22 protein-coding genes and 1 riboswitch are annotated in these 20,860 nt (G+C 58.8%); of the genes, 6 read left to right on the top strand and 16 right to left on the bottom strand.

What is annotated here, in order from left to right; all coding sequences use genetic code 11:
* Positions 1–10: 10 nt before the first annotated feature.
* From RLO149_RS19800 to RLO149_RS19740, 13 genes are all read right to left on the bottom strand, one after another.
* Positions 11–1,288: a BatD family protein gene (locus RLO149_RS19800; RefSeq protein ID WP_013963859.1), complete on the bottom strand. Its 1,278-nt coding sequence runs from the start codon at positions 1,286–1,288 to the stop codon at positions 11–13.
* Positions 1,285–2,829 (bottom strand): VWA domain-containing protein, encoded by a 1,545-nt coding sequence (locus tag RLO149_RS19795; protein ID WP_013963858.1) that lies wholly within the window; start codon positions 2,827–2,829, stop codon positions 1,285–1,287. The genes RLO149_RS19800 and RLO149_RS19795 overlap by 4 nt, the downstream gene beginning before the upstream one ends.
* Complete coding sequence (locus tag RLO149_RS19790; RefSeq protein WP_013963857.1) at positions 2,829–3,812, bottom strand: vWA domain-containing protein; 984 nt, start codon at positions 3,810–3,812, stop codon at positions 2,829–2,831. The genes RLO149_RS19795 and RLO149_RS19790 overlap by 1 nt, the downstream gene beginning before the upstream one ends.
* Positions 3,809–4,297, bottom strand: a complete 489-nt coding sequence (locus tag RLO149_RS19785) for a DUF4381 domain-containing protein (protein WP_013963856.1) — start codon at positions 4,295–4,297, stop codon at positions 3,809–3,811. The genes RLO149_RS19790 and RLO149_RS19785 overlap by 4 nt, the downstream gene beginning before the upstream one ends.
* Positions 4,294–5,277 carry a DUF58 domain-containing protein gene (locus RLO149_RS19780; RefSeq protein WP_013963855.1) on the bottom strand — a complete coding sequence of 328 codons (984 nt, stop codon included), beginning with the start codon at positions 5,275–5,277 and terminating at the stop codon, positions 4,294–4,296. Before RLO149_RS19780 ends, RLO149_RS19785 begins: the two co-directional genes overlap by 4 nt.
* 10 nt (positions 5,278–5,287) lie before the next feature.
* Positions 5,288–6,277: an AAA family ATPase gene (locus tag RLO149_RS19775; RefSeq protein ID WP_013963854.1), complete on the bottom strand. Its 990-nt coding sequence runs from the start codon at positions 6,275–6,277 to the stop codon at positions 5,288–5,290.
* A complete protein-coding gene (locus RLO149_RS19770; protein ID WP_013963853.1) occupies positions 6,274–7,230 on the bottom strand; it encodes an HAD family hydrolase in 957 nt (318 codons plus the stop codon). Before RLO149_RS19770 ends, RLO149_RS19775 begins: the two co-directional genes overlap by 4 nt.
* Before the next feature lie 87 nt (positions 7,231–7,317).
* A complete protein-coding gene (locus RLO149_RS19765) occupies positions 7,318–8,844 on the bottom strand; it encodes an arylsulfatase (protein WP_245538188.1) in 1,527 nt (508 codons plus the stop codon).
* A gap of 234 nt (positions 8,845–9,078) precedes the next feature.
* Entirely contained in the window at positions 9,079–9,525 is a 447-nt protein-coding gene (locus RLO149_RS19760) for an SRPBCC family protein (protein ID WP_013963851.1), read from the bottom strand.
* A gap of 94 nt (positions 9,526–9,619) precedes the next feature.
* On the bottom strand, positions 9,620–10,498 hold the full coding sequence (locus tag RLO149_RS19755) for an MBL fold metallo-hydrolase (RefSeq protein ID WP_013963850.1): 879 nt from the start codon (positions 10,496–10,498) through the stop codon (positions 9,620–9,622).
* A 72-nt stretch (positions 10,499–10,570) separates the two neighbouring features.
* Entirely contained in the window at positions 10,571–10,972 is a 402-nt protein-coding gene (locus RLO149_RS19750; protein ID WP_013963849.1) for a rhodanese-like domain-containing protein, read from the bottom strand.
* A 40-nt stretch (positions 10,973–11,012) separates the two neighbouring features.
* Complete coding sequence (locus RLO149_RS19745) at positions 11,013–12,077, bottom strand: flavin monoamine oxidase family protein (RefSeq protein WP_044025457.1); 1,065 nt, start codon at positions 12,075–12,077, stop codon at positions 11,013–11,015.
* The gene (locus RLO149_RS19740; protein WP_013963847.1) at positions 12,074–12,751 is read right to left on the bottom strand and encodes a cupin domain-containing protein; all 678 of its coding nucleotides are present in this window, start codon (positions 12,749–12,751) and stop codon (positions 12,074–12,076) included. The genes RLO149_RS19745 and RLO149_RS19740 overlap by 4 nt, the downstream gene beginning before the upstream one ends.
* A gap of 223 nt (positions 12,752–12,974) precedes the next feature.
* Here RLO149_RS19740 and RLO149_RS19735 point away from each other — a divergent pair, with 223 nt between their 5' ends.
* A complete protein-coding gene (locus tag RLO149_RS19735) occupies positions 12,975–13,517 on the top strand; it encodes an NUDIX domain-containing protein (protein WP_013963846.1) in 543 nt (180 codons plus the stop codon).
* Positions 13,518–13,586: 69 nt separating this feature from the next.
* On the opposite strand, the gene RLO149_RS19730 is transcribed toward RLO149_RS19735, so the two are convergent.
* Positions 13,587–14,267, bottom strand: coding sequence for an energy-coupling factor ABC transporter permease (locus tag RLO149_RS19730; protein WP_013963845.1), 681 nt, complete (start codon positions 14,265–14,267; stop codon positions 13,587–13,589).
* 51 nt (positions 14,268–14,318) lie between these two features.
* Positions 14,319–14,470, bottom strand: a riboswitch (cobalamin riboswitch).
* Positions 14,471–14,754: 284 nt separating this feature from the next.
* Between RLO149_RS19730 and RLO149_RS19725 the strand changes: the two genes are divergently transcribed.
* From RLO149_RS19725 to RLO149_RS19705, 5 genes are read left to right on the top strand one after another with little or no spacing between them, the layout of a single operon-like run.
* A complete protein-coding gene (locus RLO149_RS19725; protein WP_013963843.1) occupies positions 14,755–15,891 on the top strand; it encodes an ABC transporter substrate-binding protein in 1,137 nt (378 codons plus the stop codon).
* Between the two features lie 51 nt (positions 15,892–15,942).
* The gene (locus RLO149_RS19720) at positions 15,943–16,863 is read left to right on the top strand and encodes a branched-chain amino acid ABC transporter permease (RefSeq protein ID WP_013963842.1); all 921 of its coding nucleotides are present in this window, start codon (positions 15,943–15,945) and stop codon (positions 16,861–16,863) included.
* Entirely contained in the window at positions 16,860–17,843 is a 984-nt protein-coding gene (locus RLO149_RS19715; RefSeq protein WP_013963841.1) for a branched-chain amino acid ABC transporter permease, read from the top strand. The genes RLO149_RS19720 and RLO149_RS19715 overlap by 4 nt, the downstream gene beginning before the upstream one ends.
* The gene (locus RLO149_RS19710; protein ID WP_013963840.1) at positions 17,836–18,585 is read left to right on the top strand and encodes an ABC transporter ATP-binding protein; all 750 of its coding nucleotides are present in this window, start codon (positions 17,836–17,838) and stop codon (positions 18,583–18,585) included. The genes RLO149_RS19715 and RLO149_RS19710 overlap by 8 nt, the downstream gene beginning before the upstream one ends.
* Positions 18,582–19,268, top strand: coding sequence for an ABC transporter ATP-binding protein (locus RLO149_RS19705; RefSeq protein ID WP_013963839.1), 687 nt, complete (start codon positions 18,582–18,584; stop codon positions 19,266–19,268). Before RLO149_RS19710 ends, RLO149_RS19705 begins: the two co-directional genes overlap by 4 nt.
* Before the next feature lies 1 nt (position 19,269).
* On the opposite strand, the gene RLO149_RS19700 is transcribed toward RLO149_RS19705, so the two are convergent.
* Together RLO149_RS19700 and RLO149_RS19695 are read right to left on the bottom strand one after the other, a co-directional pair.
* Positions 19,270–19,923: an alpha/beta hydrolase gene (locus tag RLO149_RS19700; protein ID WP_013963838.1), complete on the bottom strand. Its 654-nt coding sequence runs from the start codon at positions 19,921–19,923 to the stop codon at positions 19,270–19,272.
* Between the two features lie 10 nt (positions 19,924–19,933).
* Positions 19,934–20,851 carry a ring-cleaving dioxygenase gene (locus RLO149_RS19695; RefSeq protein WP_013963837.1) on the bottom strand — a complete coding sequence of 306 codons (918 nt, stop codon included), beginning with the start codon at positions 20,849–20,851 and terminating at the stop codon, positions 19,934–19,936.
* Positions 20,852–20,860: the final 9 nt, after the last annotated feature.

The raw sequence follows: 20,860 nt of genomic DNA, 5'->3' as shown, positions 1-20,860 counted from the left end.
AACTTTCGGGTTAGGCCAGTCTTTGGCTCTGAGACTCTGTGGGGTTCAGTGGGGGCAGATTTTGGTTTCTTTGATCAGCCTTGAGCACTTTGGCCCGCACTTGCGGCAAGACAGCGCTGAGCGTTTTCCAGGCATCACTCTGTGACGTCTGCGTTGGACCATACCGCGCAGCACCCAATGCGCAAAGAGCGGACTGCAAGGCCACCTGTGCGCGCGGATCGGCATGACAGCGCGACGCCCAGACATCAAGATGACGCAGTAGCCCATCATAATCGTGGGCCTTCGCCGCGTGAAGTACTTTGGCAAAGGCCGAGGGTTCCGACGCCTCCTTGCGCGCCCGTCGAGCCTCCAGAACCGCGCGCAGCTTTGGGGATACACGACGAAAGATCGCAAAACACAGGGCAACAGTTATCAATCCCGCCACAGCAAAAAGAACCAGAACACGCGGATCAGCATTTTGAACCAGCGCAGGGGGCGCATCGACCGTTACCTCAAACCCATCTGTGCTGGCGGTTTCGATGTCCTTTGACCCAAGGTTGAACCAAGCCAGCTCAATCGTTGGAAACGCCCCGCCGCCACCGCTTTGCGCAACAAGCGTGACGCTTTCCGTGCGCGTACCGCTCAGTTTTCCGCGCTCTTCTTTATCCTGAATGATCGGTTCTGCCGGGTAAACAGCGACGCCCTTGAGGTCAATCACTGGCAGAAGGGCCGGCAGAAACATCGCCGAGGTCCCCTCAATCTCGGCGCTCAGCGTAATGGTAACACTCTCGCCCGCCTTAAGCGGCATCTCTGCCTCACTCACCTCCTGCGTCAGCGTCAGGTTCTGTGCCGCGATAAAGGGGGACAGGTCTTCCGCCCCCTCTGGCACGCGCCCCTCGATCACGATGGGCTCAAGGGTGAAGGTCTGTTGCAACGGGTCTGTCTTGCCCGGCTCGGCCCATGTCACGCTCAACTCTTGTGCCGGGATTTGCACCCGACCGGGCACCATGGGCGTCACGCGGTAGCGCCGGGAGACACCAGACCATGTCTCACCCTCAATCGTGCGGCTTACCGGGCTGGTCGACCCTTCCGACAATTGCACAAGGATGTTGGGTGCTTCGAGCGAAGGAAACACCACTGGTTTGGGCAACCACGTGGGCACAAGGACCGTCACACGCAAGGACAGCGGTTGGCCCGGGATGGTCGTGTTTTCTTCAAAATCAACTTCAACCAGAGGATCCTGTGCCAAAGCCGTCCCAGCGCAGAACCCCAAAACAAGGCTGAAGAGCAAAGAGCGAAGCCGCGTCATTCGGTGCTCCTGCTTTGCTCGATCAGAAACCGCTGGCGCAGAAAATCTCCGGTGCGCGTATCAACCGTGTTCATCCACTGTTCAGCCGAGAGCATTCCCAATTCATCCGGGTCCGAAGCCTCAATCTGCGTCTCGGCGCCCCGCTCGGATTCGTTATCAAACACGGTATCATCCGCGCCAATGCCTGCCTCTTCGCCTGTATCTGATTGCTCTTGCACAGTCTCAATGTAGTCGACAATTTCCTGTGCTGTCGCGAGGTTTTCTGCCGCACCCGGATAGTCCGGATCGCGCTCCAGCACGGTTTCAAAGGCACGTACCCCATCGCGGTACTGGCGGTTTCGGATGTGCGCCAAACCCTGCGCAAACGCGGCTTCTGCTGTCTCAATGCGGGCGAGAACTTCAACGGCCTTGTCGTATTGCCCATCGCGCATCATGGCATATCCCTGCCACATCGGGTCCTGAAAAAGCTCTGCAGCGCGTTTGAATTCGTTCCTGTTATATGCGCGCTGGCCCTGTTGATCCGGGGTCAGAAACCAGTCAGCGACACCCTCGGCGGCGGCGCGTTGCGGCTGAAGTACCCCGGTCATCGTGACGAGCACAACAACGGCCCATTTCATCGTCCACCCCCGGCGGAACCAGATCAGACAGAGCAAAGCCGCCGGAATGGCAAAGATCCATCCGCGATCATGCCATGGCTGGGTGCTCGTTTCGAGTACGGCCGCGCGGTAGGCCGCGTTCAGCGTGCGATCAATCTGGCGCAGGTCTGCATCATCGACGGTGACCGGGATCACCGGGGCGCCTTCCACCATATCAAGGCCACGGCTGTTTGTGCCGCTGGGCAGGATCTGATGCAGCACAACCGCATTTGCACCCGCTTGTGTAATGGCACTGACGTCTTGCGGATCAAGGTCATCCAGAAGAAAGAGAATACCGCCCGGCGCATCCTCAGTCGCAAGGATTTCCATCGCCAAAGCCAGCGCACCCTGCGCATTATTGCCTTCCTGCGGCATCACATCAGGCGTCAGCCCTTCGAGATACGGCACCATGATCTGCGCGTCTTCGGTCAAGGGGACGACGCGATGCGCAGAACCCGCATATGCAATCAATGCCGTGCGTGCCCCCGCCCGCATCTCAAGCAGATCACGAATTTTGAATTTTGCCAGTTCCAACCGCGACGGAGCCACATCCGTTTGTTCCATGCTCGCTGTGTTTTTCAGTACGATGACCACGGGCGCTGTCGGGGACACAAACGGATCAGGCATGCGCGACCACGTGGGCCCCGCCGCTGCCAGAACGGTGAGGATCATGGCCGCTGCAACACCATCGATGGGCGTAAAACGACGGCCCTGCGCCTCGCCCACTGTCAGCGCTTTCTTCAGGTGCGGGCTGATGCCGTCAGTGTTTTGATCCTTGCGAACGGTTCCCCTGCGCACCATCCACCACAGACCCAGAACCACCGGAACGGCCAGCAAGACAAACGGCCGAATAAAATGAAACGCCCGCAGCAGTTCTGCCAAAGTTATGAAAAGGAAGTCGCCCATTATGCCCGCATCTTTCGATGTGACGCGAGTTGCAACTGCGCGACTGTTCCGATCCCGATGAACATGGCAAGGATCAGGGGAATGTGGTGCAGCGTCTGGCGCGGACGGAATGATTGTGTCTCGGTCAGGCGCGGGGCCAGTTCATCAATCCGCGCATAGATTTCGTCCAGTGCGGCCTGATCGGCTGCAAAGAAATAGGACCCGGACGTGCGGTTTGCGATATCTTGCAAGGCGGCCACATCCACGCGGTTTTCCCCGGTCGCATCGGGATCACCGACGGCAATCGTGAAAATCTCCACCCCGGCACCGCGCGCGATTTCAGCGGCATTCAGCGGGCTCATCCGGCTGGCTGTATCCGCACCATCCGACAGGAGGATCAGTAGACGCTGTTCAATTTCGCTGGCCTCGAACGTGCGGATCGACAGGCCAATAGCATCCCCGATGGCGGTGTGCGGCCCGGCCATGCCTACCTCGGTCTGGTCCAGCAATTCTACGATGGTGCCAGTGTCTTCGGTCAGCGGGCTTTGCAGATAGGCCTTGCTGCCGAAAACGATCAGCGCCATACGATCACCCTCGCGCCCCTCGACAAAAGCCCGCACCACATCGCGCACCCCGGCCAGCCGTTGCACGTTTTCGTTGCTTGCGTCGGTGAAATCGCGCGTGTCCATGGAACCGGATATATCAATCGCCAAGATCAGGTCCCGTGCGGATTTAGAGGTCTCAATCGGTGCGCCCAATCGTTCGGGCTGCGAGATGGCGATCACCAGCAGGATCCAGATCAGGCTGGCGGCGATGACCTGAAGCCAACTGCGACGCATGATCACCGCGCCCTTTGCCGGGGTCAGCTGCGCCTCAGAGATCACTTGCCGGAAAAACGGGAAGCGGATGGCAGGGACGGTTTCCTTATGCGCGGGCACGAACCGCCAGATGAGCCACGGCAGTGGCAAGGCCAGAAACGCCCATGGAAAGACGAATGAGATCATGCCGAAACCTGCCGTTGGTGTCGTCGCACCCAGCTTTTTGCAGCCTCCCGCAGTGCCGGATCGGCGCGCGCAGGCGATGCGTAGGGGGCGGTGGCCAAGACCTGCCCTGCGCCGTTCCTGAAGTCATCCATACCCGCAGAACGATCCAGAAACGCCAGCCATTCGGCGCCACTAAGGCTGGCGACCTGTGCACGTGGAAAGGCGGCCAATGCCGTGCTGCGCAGAATGGTCGCGATTGCGGCCGCGTCATCGCCTGCCTGCTCAAGCGCGGACAAGGCTGCCTTGCGGTAGGCGTTGCGTTGCAAATGGGCGCGGGTGCGAAGGACGACATAAAGTGCGACCAAGATCAACACCACCGCCAGCACCACCCATCCGCCGGTTTGCGGGACCATGGAAATGGACGCCGGTTCGACCGGTTCGACCAGTTTATTGATCAGGTCGACAAGGCTGGTCGGTGCGTCGGTGGATGGGGTCTCTTCACTCATCGCCGACCAAGTCCCATGAGACGGCGCATCTGGACCAAGCTGTCCTCCGCCGAGGTCAGCGGCAAAACGGAAATGCCGAATTGCCGTTGCCAGTCAACGATTTCAGCAATCCGGCGTTTGGCAAATTCAGACAAGTCCCGATGCACTTGGGAGTCCGACATATCCACCGCCGCCTGCAAAACCCCATCGGTGATCACAAGTTTTGCATCCGGCGGCAGGTCGTCGGCAAACGGGTCCGTCACCAACCCAAGGATCAGGTCATTGTGGCGCGACAGACCGCTAACCAGTTTGCGGGTCTGGTCGTCGATCACGTCAAAATCGCTGAGCACGATGACAAGATGGTTGCGTGGCGCGATCCGGGCAACCGCGCCCAGCACCTGATTGATCGATTGCGGTGGCACGGTCGGGGCTTCGGGTCGTAACAATTGATTGGCCGAGGCAAGGGCACTTAGAAACCTGTTCAATGCGGCACGGCTGCGCGCAGGTTTGATCTCTGCCCGCAGGTCGTCACCAAAGACGATACCGCCCACACGGTCGCCCTGTTCCAGAATGGCAAAGGCGGCAAGGGCTGCACATTCGGCGGCTGTCACTGATTTCATGTTCAACACGGAGCCAAAGAACATCGACATGCGCTGATCAACGACGATCAGGGTGGGGCGGTCGCGTTCTTCGGTGAAGACGCGCACGTAGGGTTTGCCGGTGCGCGCCGTGACCTTCCAGTCGATGGAACGCACGTCATCCGCAGGCATGTAATCGCGCAGCTCTTCAAAGTTGAGGCCCCGGCCCCGCAAGCGCGATGTGTGCCGCCCGTTCAAGACCGACCGCGCAGGTTGTCGGGGCATGAAATGTAGCCCGCGCGCAGGGCCTTCCAGCCCGCGCAGATGGGGCAGTGTCACATGAATGCGCGTATCCAAGCCCGCCGGAACGGGAGCAGGGTCGGGCAGGGTATTGGTGCGAATGCGTGCCGGAATATCCCTCATGCATACCCCCTCAGGCCAAGGCCACCTGCGCCAGTATCTCCGCGACGACCTGATCGGGGGAGACCCCTTCGCCCTGCGCCTCATAGGTCAGGCCGAGGCGGTGGCGAAACACATCAGGTGCAATCGCCCGAACGTCCTGCGGATCGACATAATCACGACCTTTGAGCCACGCATGAGTGCGCGCGCATTTATCCAGCGCCAGAGATGCACGCGGGCTCGCCCCGATTTCTATCCATCGTTTGAGGTCATCGCCAAAGGCTTCCGGAATGCGCGTGGCATTCACCAGATCGGCCATGTACCGCTCCATCGCGTCAGAGACATGGATGGCGACAATCTCGCGGCGCGCCTCAAACACGCTCGATTGCGAGATCGGCGCGGGTTTCTCGGCCTTGACTTTGTCGTCAGGCGTTGCTGAGGCCGCCGCCTCTTCGCCGCGGACCAGACGGATCACCAGAACCTCATCCTCGACAGGCGGATAGGTGATGTTCACATGCATCAAAAAACGGTCCATCTGCGCTTCGGGCAGCGGATAGGTGCCTTCTTGCTCGACCGGGTTCTGGGTGGCCATCACCATGAACAGCGGCTCCATCGGGTGAGTGGTGCCGGCAACCGTCACCTGTCGTTCTTCCATGGCCTCAAGCAGGGCCGCCTGCACCTTGGCAGGTGCGCGGTTGATCTCATCCGCCAGCACGATGTTGGCAAAGATCGGCCCCGGTTCGAATTTAAACTCTGACCCGCCCTCTTTCTGATAGTAGACTTCGGTGCCCGTGACGTCAGATGGCAGCAAATCCGGCGTGAACTGAATGCGGCTGAAATCGCACTGCAGGTTCTTGGCCAGCGCCTTGATTGCGCGCGTCTTTGCCAACCCCGGCAGCCCTTCGACCAGCAGGTTGCCGTTGGCCAGCAGACCGATGACCAACCGCTCGATCACATCGCGCTGACCGATGATGGCCTCGCCCATCCGCTCAATCAGCGCGTCGATATCACTGCGCGCGCTCATTCTGGCCAGACCTGTTCCCAGTCTCTGGCCATATCGACAATGACCCAACCCCGGTCCGGACCTTCGTCCAGTCCCCGGTTCAACACGCCGATATGCCCTTCGCGGTCATAGGCGAATTCCCGTTCTGCATCCGTGTGATGCACGAGTATCCCCAGACGCGGCCCGTCGCCTGCCGTGGTATATTCCAGCATCGCGAAATCGCCGTCAGAATTGCCGCCCGCGATGATAGGGCGTTTTCCGATGCGGCTGTCGATGCCCACGGGCTTGCCCTCTTTGTCATCAACGAAATCAATGCCGGGCAGTTTCATCACCTGACCATCGACATATTCCGTTGGCCCCGCACTGCCGATTACCTGTTCGGGCGGGATGTTATAGGCACTTTCGGCAAAGGCACGGATGAAATGCACGCCGCCTCCGGAAACGATCCACGTCTGGAACCCTTCGTCACGCAAGTAGCTTAGCAATTCCAGCATCGGCTGGTAGATCATCGCATCATAGCGCATGTCGGTTGTCGGATGGCGCGCCTCGTCCAACCAAGCGCGGACATCGTCCTGAAAGGCGTCGACGGACATGCCCGAATGGCTGACCGCGAGTATTTCCAACAGACCTTCGACACCGCCCGCAGCGACGGTTTCCAGATCACCCTCGGCAGCTGCCCTCAGGATGTCAGACGTTAGAATCGACGGGTCTGCTTCGGCCTTGGTCTTCAGCCGATCAAGCGCATAGATAAGCTGAAAATAGACCGGCTGTTCGCCCCAGAGCGTGCCGTCGTTGTCGAATACCGCAATCCGGTCGGCAGGGGTGACATAGTCCGGCGACGTGGGGTCCGTTACGGACTCCACAAATGAGATGATAGTCGATTTGTTTTCGGTCGATCCCCATGACGGCAAAGGGTCGGACAGGGCAGGCGATGTGGCCAGACAAATCGCGGCTGAAAACAGAAGTCCACGCATAGCGGTTACCTCGTGATTGGTGATTTCAAGGTGAAGAAAGGCCGCGCAGTTTCCTGCGCGACCTGATTTCTGCAAACATCCGGTTTCTTACGGATTACCCGGTGATGCGGTCAGTTTTTCCATGACCTGTTCGAGGCTGAAGCTCGCTGCTTTCTGGCGTGGCGGGTATTCCTGGAACGTCTCAAGGAACTGCCCCACATAGGCCTGCGCCGGCACCAACATATAGGCGCGGTCGATCAACCAGTCCCAATATGTGTTCGACGTGCGGTAGCTGCGCTCATAGGGATCGCGCCGCAGGTTGAAGATCAGCGGCAGACGCAATTCGGTCCATGGTTCGGCCCATGCACGCAGAGTTGTGTAGGCTTTCTGCTCAAGGAAGATCAACTTCCAGTCGTTAAAGCGCAATGCCGTCAGGTCGCCATCATCGGAGAAGTAGAAAATCTCCTGACGGGGTCCTGTATCCACCTCACCCGAGAAATACGGCAGGAAGTTGTAGCCATCCAGATGCACGCGATATTCGCGACCACCGCCCACTTCGGCCACGGTGATGCCGTCAAGCAGCTCTTCCTTGACCGTCGGGCGTCCGGCGGCTGCCAGATAGGTCGGCAACCAGTCCATATGGTGCATGATGGAGTTCGACACCGATCCCGGCTCAATCAGACCGGGCCAGCGCACCATGGAGGGCACACGCCATCCCCCTTCCCAATTGGTGTTTTTCTCACCAAAGAAGGGTGTCATCGCCGCATCCGGCCATGTGTTCATATGCGGGCCATTATCCGTTGAATAATGCACGATGGTTTTATCTGCGATTCCAAGCTCGTCCAGTACGTCAAGGAACTGGCCAATATGCATGTCGTGTTCGATCATACCCGCAGTATATTCATCAACGGGTTTGCCAACCAACTCGTTGGCCGCCTGCTGACGCTCATCGCTGACATGTGTGCGGAAGTGCATGCGCGTCCCGGACCACCAAAGGAACCAAGGGGTGCCTTCGGCTTCCTTGCGTTTGATGAAATCAATCGCGGCTGCGACCGTTTCGTCATCTACGGTTTCCATCCGCTTTTTGGTCAGCGGTCCGGTGTCTTCAATCTCGCCATCGGCAGAGGATTTGATCACACCGCGCGGGCCGAATGTTTCGCGGAACGTGCGGCCATCGGGCATGACTGCATCACCCGGATAGTCGATGTTCTCTGGCTCTTCTTCTGCGTTCAGATGGTACAGGTTGCCGAAGAACTCATCGAAACCGTGGTTGGTTGGCAGATGCTCGTCGCGATCACCAAGGTGATTCTTGCCAAACTGACCTGTTGCATAGCCTTGCGCCTTGAGCAGGCCCGCGATTGTCGGGTCTTCTTCCTGCATGCCAAGCTCTGCACCGGGCAGACCGACTTTTGACAGCCCCGTCCGGAACACAGATTGGCCCATAATGTAAGAAGAACGCCCCGCCGTACAGGATTGCTCACCATAATAGTCGGTGAAAATCATACCTTCATCAGCGATCCGGTCGATGTTTGGCGTGCGGTAGCCCATCAGACCCATCGTATAGGCGCTGATGTTCGATTGCCCTACGTCGTCACCCCAGATGACCAGAATGTTCGGCTTTTCATCTTGTGCCATTGCAGCGCTTGACGCGAGCGTCACAGCAGCGACGGCAAGTGCTTTGATGGTAAGCTGTTTCGTAAATCGCAAAAGGCTTCTCCTTTATATCGTGATTTGTGGTCACACGCTCGTGATAATGCACGCATTATCCAACGTTTGAAATAGAAAACCCGAGGCTTTGTCGCCTTTAAATTGCGTTACTGGGATCAGCATGTGGTTTCATCGCAAAGTTAACACATACGGATCAAAGGTTTATGATTTTTCGCCGACATGCTCGGCCAAGTTGGCAAAGAATTTTCCTGCCAGTTTCTTGGCGGTCCCCTGAACCAGTCGACTGCCAAGCTGTGCGAGCTTGCCGCCAATGTCTGCATGTGCGTCATAGCGCAGCAACGTGCCTTCTTCGTGCTCTTCAAGGGTGACATCGGCCCCCCCTTTGGCAAAACCTGCCGCCCCGCCATTGCCCTCGCCTTTGAGTGAAAAGTGCTCAGGTGGCGCATCCGGTGAAAGGGTCACATTCCCTTTGAATTTTGCCTTCACCGGGCCGATTTTCAGCACGACCTTGGCCTCAAGCTCGGTGTCGGAATGTTTGTGTAATTCCTCGCAGCCCGGGATGCACTCTTTCAGGATTTCAGCGTCATTAAGCGCGTCATAGACCACCTGTCTCGGTGCATTGATCACGATTTCATCTTTGAGATCCATGGGTCTTTTCCTTCATCCACGCCACTGTTGACGCGTAGATGAGCATATCTTTCCTTCAAATGAAATGGTCTAAAAGTCTAGGTCCGGTGCCCTGTCAAAGTTTGTTGACCGGTATTTTCAGCGTCATGTTACCGTTTGCATCCCGCGGCACTTCACCCGCCCTGATATTCACCTGCAGCGACGGAATGATCAGCGAGGGCATGGAGAGCTGCGCATCGCGCGCTTCACGCATTTTCACGAATTCATCGCGCGAGGTGCCGCCGCCGATATGGATGTTGCCGGCTTTTTGTTCCCCCACGGTCGTTTCCCATGAAATCGCGCGGCCGCCGGGCCCATAGTCGTGACACACAAACAGGCGTAAATCATCCGGCAGGCTCAGCACGCGCTGGATGGAATCATAGAGCTGGCCCGCATCCCCGCCGGGGAAATCCGCGCGCGCCGAACCACCGTCCGGCATGAACAGCGTATCGCCCGTAAAGGCCGCATTGCCCATCACATGCACCATGCAGGCTGGCGTATGCCCCGGCGTGTGGAGGGCAAAACACGTCATCTCCCCCACGCGATACCGGTCGCCATCTTTAAACAGCTTGTCGAATTGCGAGCCATCACGTTCAAACTCAGTGCCCTCATTGAACACTTTGCCAAAGGTGTCCTGCACTTCGGTGATGTGCTCACCGATGCCGATCTTACCGCCGAGTTTTTGTTGAAAATAGGGAGCGCCCGACAGGTGATCGGCATGCACGTGGCTTTCGATGATCCACTCAAGCGTCAGCCCCTGCGCCTTGATCGCCGCGATGATCTCGTCCGCGCTGTCATAGCTCAGACGGCCAGAGGCGTAGTCAAATTGCATGACCGCATCGACAACGGCGCAGGCGGTGCTTGCAGGGTCCTTGACGAGATAGCTGATGGTATTGGACTGCGCGTCAAAAAAGGCCGTCACGTCGGGGTGTTGGTCTAAATTCACAGCGGTCATTGTCTATCCTTTATGCGGACCTTCATGCGGGCGGATCCTTTGCCGGACCATGCCTGGCAATCCATCGTTCGGTCAATCTTTCTTATCGGCAAAGGCGACCGGCCCGCCCTGCTTCTCCCATGTGGAAAACCCCTCCCGCAGATGGGCGGCGTCAAACCCCATGTCCTGCAACTGCGCGACCGTCAGTGCGGAGCGCCAGCCCGACGCGCAGTGGAACACATAGGTCTTGGACTGGCCAAAGATGTCCTTGAAATAGGGGCTTTCGGGATCGACCCAGAACTCGATCATGCCGCGCGGCGCGTGATAGCTGCCGGGGATAAAGCCGGACCGCTCTCTTTCACGCGGATCCCGAATATCGACGATCACCACATCCGGGTCATCCATCATGGCGATCAGGTCGGGGGTTTCAATCTCCTTGATCCGCGCGCGGGCGGCGCTGACCAGATCAGCGGCAGATGTCTTGAGCTTTTGCATTCCATGATCCTTTTTGCGGGGCCGTGCATGCCAGTTATGGTCAGTGTAGCATGCTTTCAACCAAAGCGGCATCCGCAGCTTCCAATGCGCCCTCGAGGTATCCGCCAAACGTGGCGGCGACCTCGGTTCCTCCAAAGATCAACCTGCCATCCCAAAGCCCGGCAAGTGCAGGGGGAAGGCCGTATAGCGGATGTGTTGTCATTGGCGCGTGGTCCGCCTGCGTCGCGGTGTTGGTGTCAGCTGCCCAATCCTTGATCAGAACCGCATTCGCGGATGCGGCTTGTGACCCGAAAAGGCGGATGAGTTGATCAACAATAGCTGATTTGAGCACCTGCTGATCGCGGCGGTCCGGGGGCACACCGATGAAACCAAAAAGGGCTGCGCCACTGCCCGTGGCGGTGCTTGCATCGTGGATCTCCACCATCGGTCCCTTGTGGCTCATCGCATCACCAGACAGCCCCATGTCACGCCAGAACGGGGCATCGTATAAAATGACGGCTTTCGCTTGGCTTGCCATCCATGTCGGAATAGCGGCCATCGTTTTTGTCGCCGCTGTGGGCAGAGTAGGGGAGAAATCGAGGAATGCGGCGACGCGCGGCGGTATCGCCAGAACCACGGACCGCGCTTGGATCTCTGCGCCTGCCTCGCAGCCTATGAGGATGTCGCCATCTGATCGCGAAAGTTGCCGCACTTCGGTGTTCAGCAGGATGCGCGACGGATCAATCTGTCCCGCGAGCGCAGTGCAAAGCGTGCCCATACCGCCGTCAATTCGAAATGAACCCTGCATGGACGCTGCGCCGCGCCCTTGCTGTATGCGACCCTGCGCATCCTCAAAGCGGAATTCACCCTGCGCGTATTGTTCAAAAACCGGCAGCTCAAAGCGTGATATCAGACCGGCAATGCGCGGCTGGCCCGCCCAGAACCACGCCGGACCGAGGTCATAGGCGGCGCCGTTGACCGTTTCACTCAGCACCCGACCGCCCAGCCTGTCCCGACTTTCAACCAGCAGATAATCGCGACCCGCCTGATGCAGCTGGTCCGCGAGGTAAAGCCCGGCGATGCCGCCGCCAACAATCACAACATCGGCGCGATGCCGAGGTGTCACGGGGCCGGGGGCTTTGCATGTTGGATGTGGCGCAGTTTGGCCCAAAGGCGCACGCCTTTCGGGCCCGCTGTGGCGTTCAGGGTACTTGCGCAGGGTAGGCGCAGCCATGATCCCTGTTGCAACTGATCGCCGCCCTCGGTCATGCTGCCCTCCAGCACCAGAAACTCGCCACCATCGGGCAAGTCCATCGAAACTGCGGTGCCTGCGGCCCATTTTTCTGCGCGCACCGTTTCCTGATCGTCGTGGAACAGGGTCATGACGCCCACCCCCGCGCGGGTCGCATCGGGGATAAATTCCATTTTGTTCATGTCGACGACGACATGGGTGCGATCGTCCGGCTGGAATTGCCATAGTTTCACAAAGATCGTGCAGCCTGCGTCGGAATGAGGGGAGTGGGCCGATGTCGGCGGGTTGCGCACATAAGACCCCGCCGGGAAATCGCCGTGCTCGTCGGAAAACACCCCGTCCAGGACAATGAATTCTTCGCCGCCGGTATGGGTATGTTCCGAAAAGCGGCTGTTGGGCGCGTACCGCACGATTGTCGTGGCGCGCGCGACCTCACCCCCGATCCGGTCCAGCATCCGCCGGTCAACACCGGGCATCGGAGAGGCGCGCCACTCAACCTTGTCAGAATGAACAACAACACGTTGCGAAAAGTCAGCATGCAAATCCATGGATGGCTCCGGGTCAGGTGTGATCAGACTTTGCCTACCATGAGGCGGTGAAATTGCAATTGGCGATCACGCTATCGTTTGACGTTGCATGTCGGCTGCCGCGTCGGGCAGGATCAAATCGCGGGTGTGATCTATTGGAAAGACCTGAGTGTGCCGGATTTCAAATCACTGCCCGCAAGGCCGGTTCAAGATATGGCATATGCACCTGAAGGGGAGTGTTGCGATGAGTGATATAAAAAGGCAGTCACGCCGCACCGTTTACGAAAACAGATGGATGAAAGTCCATGAGGATGTGGTGACTTTCCCTGATGGATCAGACGGGATTTACGGCGTCGTTGACAAGGATGACTTTGTCCTGATTGTCCCGCAGCATGCAGATGGGCGGTTTCAGCTGGTGCAGCAGTTTCGCTATCCGGTGGGCGGGCGTTATTGGGAATTTCCGCAAGGGTCATGGGAAACCAGACCGGGCACGGACCCGGAAAAGGTCGCCCTTGCCGAGTTGGAGGAGGAGACCGGTTATCTTGCACACTCCCTCACCAGATTGGGGCATCTTTTCGAAGCATATGGGTTTTCAAATCAGGGCTTTCACGCGTTTCTGGCAACCGGTCTGCAAGAGGGGCGCGTAAATCGCGACAAAGAAGAACAGGATATGCAAACCGCGTCGTTCAGTCTTGAGGCGATACATGACATGATCCGCTCTGGGCAGATCAAGGATGCCCCAACCATCGCGGCACTTGGGTTGCTGGCTATTTCTGAACATGGATAGAAACCGCGCAACAGGTCAGCGCAGAGACGGGACCGCGGCGCGCCGTTGCGCCACGGTCCAAAGGCATTGTTATGTGGCCGCGTTATGCAGACGGTGCGTAAAGATGCCCCGGTCGGTCATTGCGCGCAGGCCCTTGGCACCGGCAAGCGCTGCCAGATCGGCCAAGGGTTCGATCAGGATGACCAGCAGATAGGCCACGCCAAAGCTTGTCACCGCCGAGAGGTTGTCGGCCCCGACGCCTTGCCCGTAGATCGCCCAGAAGGCCACCCAGGCGACAACGCCACCCTGATAGACAGCCGACATTTTCAGCACATCCATGTAGCGCAGATCGACATAGGCCGTTGTCTGCGGAATGACCCGTTTGGCCAGCGCGTCCACCGCAAAAAGCGGGAACAGCAGCGTCGAGACATTGACGAAATACATTGGCACATCGGAAGGTGCGAAAAACAAGCCTTGGATCGCCAGACCGCCCGCAAGGCCAAGCGCGGCCGGACCAGACCCAAGCAGCAGAAACAGCGTCGTGCCCAGAATGATGTGCACTTCCGAGATACCGACCGCGAAATGCGGAAAAATCTCAAAGAAGATAAACACCCCGATCGCGGCAATCACGGAGCGCAGGGCAAAGGAGACCACCGAATGGGTCTTGAGATCATCATTGATCAGTTTGAGGGAATAGCCCGCAGCAGCAGCCGCCGTCCCATAGGCCAGTACCATTTTTGCGCCGTCCACGACGCCCGGTTCGATATGCATGTTTACTTCCTTTCGCGTCCACCCGACGCATTTATATGGCCGGAATGTTCCGGCAGTTGCAGAATGATGGTTGGTATCCTGACTTGCAGCTTTTGGCGCTCTGGCCGTTTTCGCTGCTTACAGTTGCGGGGGCAGTCCGGGTCTTGCACCCGGTTCCCAATTAAGGCCCGTTCTCAGAGGCCGCCATCTCAACAGACCTTACGCGAATAGAAACGCAAGACAAGCCTGTGTGCGACCTTTGAATATCTGGATATGACGTGTTCTTGGGAAACGTGTGTGCATGGCAGGATGGGGTCGGTGCACGCAGTTTCATCTCACGTTCGCAGTCGTGCGCGCAGTTTTTGGCCAATTCTGTCCTGCGGTGGCTGGCAAATCCCTGTTGTTTCTGCTCAAGTCTTGCGGGATATGAACAATCGACGCAGTTGCAGGGGTGGATGCGATGCGTCAGACGACCAAAAACCACCCGGGAAAAACAGGGGAAATCAAGATGAAGGTGAAATCACTCATTCTGTCTGCGGCATTGGCTGCAATGGCAGGCGGCGTATCGGCAGAAGGCGTCAAGGTCGGCATGATCACGACCCTTTCGGGCGGTGGCGCCGGGCTTGGTATCGACGTGCGCGACGGCTTCATGCTCGCGGTGAAGCAGTCGGGCCGTGACGACATCGAGGTCGTGATCGAAGACGACCAGCGCAAACCCGATATCGCCGTGCAACTGGCCGATAAAATGATCCAGTCCGAAAAGGTCGATGTGATGACCGGGATCATCTGGTCGAACCTCGCGATGGCTGTTGTTCCGGCGACTGTCGCACAGGGCAAGTTTTACCTGTCGCCCAATGCGGGTCCATCCGCACTGGCGGGTAAGGGATGCCATCCGAACTATTTCAACGTCGCGTGGCAAAACGATAACCTGCACGAGGCCGCTGGTGCCTATGCCACTTCTGCGGGCTATTCCAACAGCTTTATCCTCGCGCCGAACTATCCCGCCGGTCAGGATGCGCTGACGGGCTACAAGCGAACCTTTGGCGGTGAATTAGCTGGGGAGTTGTTCACCAAACTGGGTCAAACCGATTACGCCGCCGAGATTGCGCAGATCCGCGCGTCCGGGGCAGATTCCGTGTTCTTTTTCCTGCCCGGTGGCATGGGGATTTCATTCCTCAAGCAATATGCCGACAGTGGCATTGATATCCCCGTGGTTGGTCCTGCGTTTTCCTTTGATCAGGGCATCCTGCAGGCTGTCGGTGATGCAGCCCTTGGTGTGGTGAACACATCGCAGTGGAGCAAGGACATCGACAACCCGACCAATGCCGCCTTTGTCGAGACATTTCAGGCGGAATACGGGCGTTTGCCGTCACTCTATGCCAGCCAAGGGTTTGACACGGCAAACCTGCTGATCTCTGCGCTCGCAACGGCCAGCCCTGCGGATGCGGATGCCTTCCGCGCAGCACTCAAGGCGGCGAATTTCGACAGCACACGCGGTGACTTTGCCTTTGGGTCCAACCACCACCCCATTCAGGATATCTATGCCCGCGAGGTCATCAAGGAAGGCGATGTCTTTACCAACAAGATCATCGGCGTTGCCCTTGAAGACCATGCAGATGCCTATGCGGCTGAGTGCAAGATGTAAGCAACGCCTTGGTCCGGGTGTGACCTTGCACCCGGACCGGTATATATAACCATGTCCACAATTCTGATCATTGAACAGGTCCTGAACGGTCTGCAATTCGGCGTGATGCTGTTTTTGATGGCGGCTGGCCTGACGCTGATCTTTGGCGTCATGGGGCTGATCAACCTTGCGCACGGATCGCTCTATATGATCGGGGCTTTTGCGGCGGCGGCTGTGGCCGGGCTGACGGGGTCGTTCCTGCTTGCACTGATCGCCGCGATGGCCGCTGCTGCGATGGCGGGCGTGTTGATCGAAACGGTTGTCATCCGCAGGCTTTATGCCACGGATCACCTTGATCAGGTGCTGGCCACATTTGCGCTGATCCTGATCTTTTCAGAAGGAACGCGGTGGGTCTTCGGTTCTTTTCCGCTGTTTTTGGATATTCCTGATGCCGTATCGGGGCCTGTGTCCCTGCCGGGTGGCATTCAATATCCGCTGTATCGGCTTGTTCTGATTGCCGTGGGGCTTGGCGTGGGGTTGGGGCTTGCTTTGCTCATTAACCGCACGCGCATCGGTGTTCAGATCAGGGCGGGCGAGAATGACCGCGAGATGATCGCGGCCCTCGGGGTGGATATCTCGCGTCTTTACACGCTGGTGTTTGCACTTGGCGCGGCGTTGGCCGGGCTGGCGGGCGCACTGGTCGGGGCGATCCAATCCGTGCAGGTCGGCATGGGCGAACCCGTGCTGATCCTCGCGTTTGTGGTCATCGTGATCGGGGGTATCGGCTCTATCAAGGGGGCATTTGTCGGTGCTTTGCTGGTGGGCCTGACGGACACGTTGGGCGGTATTTTCCTGCCTGAGCTGTTCAAGCTCTTTACCGATGCTTCCACTGCCACGTCGGCGGGGTCGGCGTTGGCCTCCATGGCGATTTACATTTTGATGGGCGCCGTGCTGATCTGGCGACCCACGGGGCTATATGGGGCGCGCGCGTGATTTCTGAACGTGGGGTCAATAGTGTCGTGCTGATCGGCCTGTGCGCCGTGCCGATCTGGGCGCTGCTGGTGGATGAACCCTTCACGATCACGCTGGCCACGCGCGCGGTGATCTTCGCGCTGGCCGCTGTTGGTCTCAACATCGCACTGGGTTGGGGTGGTCTGGTGAGCCTCGGGCATGCGGTGTTCTTTGGTCTGGGCGGCTATGCGATGGGTATCCTTGCCCATCATGCGCAGACATTCACCCCCGTGATGGAATGGCCGTTCCTGATTGAGGGCACAAAATCCATGCCTGTGATCTGGCTGGTGGCGATGATCAGCGCAGGTGTCGCGGCCCTCGTGATCGGGCTTTTGTCGCTGCGCACGGCGGGTGTGTATTTCATCATGATCACCCTCGCCTTTGGGCAGATGTTCTACTATTTCGCCATTTCGTGGGCGGAATACGGCGGCGAGGATGGACTATCCATCTACGTCAGGAACGATTTTCCGGGGCTGAACACATTGGTCCCGATCCACTTTTTCGCCCTGTGTTTCGTGATCCTGTGCATCGTGCTTTTTATCAACGCGCGGCTGATCAAATCACCCTTTGGGCTTGCGCTGAACGCCGCGCGTCAGGTGCCGACCCGGGTTGAGACCGTGGGGATGGACCCTGTGCGCCTCAAGCTGGTCGCCTTTGTGATTTCGGGCGTGATCACGGGTTTGGCGGGCGCGCTTTTTGCTGACCTCAACCGCTTTGTCAGCCCGACGATGTTCAGCTGGCAGATGTCCGGTGAGATAATGATTTTTGTCATCCTCGGCGGTGTTGCGCGGCTCTTTGGTCCGGTGGTTGGCGCGGTGTTGTTTGTCATGCTTGAACACATACTCGGTGGCCTCAGCAACTACTGGCACATCTATCTCGGGGCGCTTTTGCTGGTCATCGTCTTGTTCGCCCGTGGCGGGATCATCGGTCTGTTGTGCGGGCGGGGGCGGCTGGATGACTGACCCTGTGCTTGCCACCCATAACCTCAGCAAGAGTTTCGGCGCGTTGACCGCAACCGATGATGTCACGCTTGATCTGCGCGCGGGTGAAATCCATGCGGTGATCGGACCCAATGGCGCAGGGAAATCCACGTTGATTGCGCAGATCTGCGGTGGGCTGACGCCTGATCGCGGGCGCATCGAATTTCTGGGCCGAGACGTGACACAGGAACCGACGCGACTGCGCGCGCGGGCAGGGCTTGGGCGCACGTTTCAGATATCTGCACTGGCGATGGAAGACAGCGTGTTGCAAAACGTCATGCTGGGCGCATTGGGGGCGATGGGTCGCCCATGGCAATTCCTGCGACCCGCCTTGAAAGATGATGCGCTGCGTGACAGGGCCGAGGCCGCGTTGGCGCGTGTCGGCCTGACGGATGCCCGTGCCAAACGCACCGCGGAACTCAGCCACGGGCAGCGCCGCCAATTGGAAGTCGCGGTCGCGCTGAGCCTGCAACCCAAAGCCTTTGTGATGGATGAACCTATGGCGGGCCTTGGGTCGGAAGGGTCCAAGCAATTGACCGGCTTTCTGGACAGTCTGCGCGCGGATGCCCCGATTTTATTGGTCGAGCATGACATGGATGCTGTTTTTGCGCTGGCCGACCGGATCAGCGTTCTGGTCTATGGCAAGGTGATCGAGACCGGCACCGTGGCAGAGATACGCGCCAGCAAAGCCGTACGCGACGCTTACTTAGGCGGTGAGGCATGACGCTTTTGACGCTGCGCAATGTCGAGGCATCTTACGGGGTCAGCCCCGCGCTTTTCGGTGTCGATCTGAGCTTGCAGCCGGGCGAGGTCATGGCGCTGATGGGGCGCAACGGGATGGGCAAAAGCACCACCGTCAAGGCGATTTGCAGGATGGTGCCGACACGCGGCACGTTGGAGTTTGATGGGCGAGATCTGTCGCGCTTGCCCAGCCATCGCGCCGCGCGGCTGGGTATCGGTCTGGTGCCTGAGGGGCGGCGCTGTTTTTCGTCACTGACGGTGTCGGAAAACCTGTCTGCGGCAGCACGCCCCGGTCACTGGACATTCGAGACGGTTGCAGAACTGTTTCCCCGGCTTGCAGAACGCAAGGAGCAAAAAGCCGCAACGCTTTCGGGTGGCGAGCAACAGATGGTGGCGATCGCGCGCGCCCTTATGACAAACCCCCGGCTGCTCATTCTGGATGAGGCAACCGAAGGCTTGGCCCCCCTTGTGCGGCAAGAGATCTGGGCGGCCCTCACGGAACTGAAACGGTCCACGGGCATGTCGATTATCCTGATCGACAAATCGCTTGGTGAGCTGTCACGCATTTGCGAACGTGCAACCATACTGGAACGCGGAACCACCGTCTGGTCCGGTGCCATGACCGACCTCACGCCGGACATCAGCACGCGGTATATCGGCGTCTGATTTACGCTGGTGTCACATTCAGCAGTTTACGCACTTTGGCGATATCGGCTTCGTCGATCCCATGGCCCTGACCCGGTTTGGTCCGCGCCGAAACGTTCGCGCCGGCCTGTTGCAAGCGCGCCGCACTATCCGCAAAGCGCCGGTGGGGAATATGCGGATCCTCTGCGTGGCAGCTCATGTCGATCTGCGTGCCTGCCAGATTGGTATCGTAGTTCAGGACTTTGTCGCCAAACCCGTACAGCGCGGCATCAGGGCCTGTGCCGGCATCCGCTGTTCCGATCAGGCCACCTGACAGTATAAAACCAAAGCCCAACCCCGTGCCGCGCCGCGCCAGATATTCAGCGGCCAGACAAGCACCCTGACTGAAGCCGAGCACCCCGATCCGTTTTCGGGGCAGGCCACTTTCGCTCAGGGTTCTGATGGCGGCATCGACCTGCGACAGACCGGCCTGCGCATAGGGTTCCATTTGATCTGAGGGTGCGAGAAAGCTCGTTGGCCACCATGACCGCCCCGGCGCTTCGGGCGCGATCAGCGCAAGGTCGGGCAAAGCCAAAGCTTCGCCCAAACCGATGATATCCGACGCCCCGGCCCCGCGCCCGTGCAAAAGCACGAGGCCAAAGGACGCCGCCCGAGGGTTCTGCCCGGCGTGTAGCATCGCGCTCCCCTCAGGCCACAAGCGGGGGCAGGGTCCGCTCGATCCGGTCGCGCGCGCTTTCGTATTGTGCGGGCAGCTGCAGGGACTGACCCAGATGCGCGAGGTCTTCATCGCGGGTAAACCCGGGTGGGTCCGTTGCAATTTCGAAAAGGACACCGCCGGGTTCGCGAAAATAGATCGCGTTGAAATACTGCCGGTCGATCACGGGTGTGACGTCCATGCCCGCGCTCACCAAGCGTTCGCGCCAATCCAATTGATCCTCGTCATCCAGCGCGCGAAAGGCCACGTGATGGATGCTGCCCGCACCCTGACGCCCGATGGAAGGTACATCCGAGCGCATCAGATCAACAACGCCGCCACGCACGTCGCCGGGCAGTTGCAAACGCAGACGCTCTTCGCCGTTCTTGGTTTCATGCGCGACCTCGTCATAGCCCATGATGTCCGTCAGCAACCGCTGCGTCGGCTCCATATCGTCCAGTTGCAAAGTCACAGAATGAAAGCCGTCCAGCGTGGGGCGGTCATCGCCTTCTACTTCAACAAGTTCGACCTTGGCCCCATCCGGGTCCGAAACTTTGATAACCCTGCTGCCAAACCGTTCCGCGGGGCCATCAAAATCGATGGCCTCAAGCGCCAGACGTTCCATCCAGGTATCAAACCCGCGCTGACCCACAGCGTATGCATAGGCAGACGCCATACCGGGACCGGCGCGCCCGGGACCTGCATTTACAAAGGGGAAGAACGTCAGGATCGTGCCGGGATCAGCCGTTTCGTTGCCGTAGTACAAATGATACGTGCCCGGATCGTCAAAATTGACGGTCTTTTTCACCAGACGCTGTTGCATGACCTTGGTGAAAAAGTCTGCATTTGCCTGCGGGGGGCCGCTGATTGCAGTGACGTGATGCAGGCCGTTCATGCGTTTCTTATCCATGTCAGTCTC

This window comes from Roseobacter litoralis Och 149 (genome assembly GCF_000154785.2).
Taxonomy (GTDB): Bacteria; Pseudomonadota; Alphaproteobacteria; order Rhodobacterales; family Rhodobacteraceae; genus Roseobacter; species Roseobacter litoralis.
The sequence above is the reverse complement of the archived record's forward strand: the minus strand, read 5'-3'. Positions and strand labels throughout refer to the sequence as shown.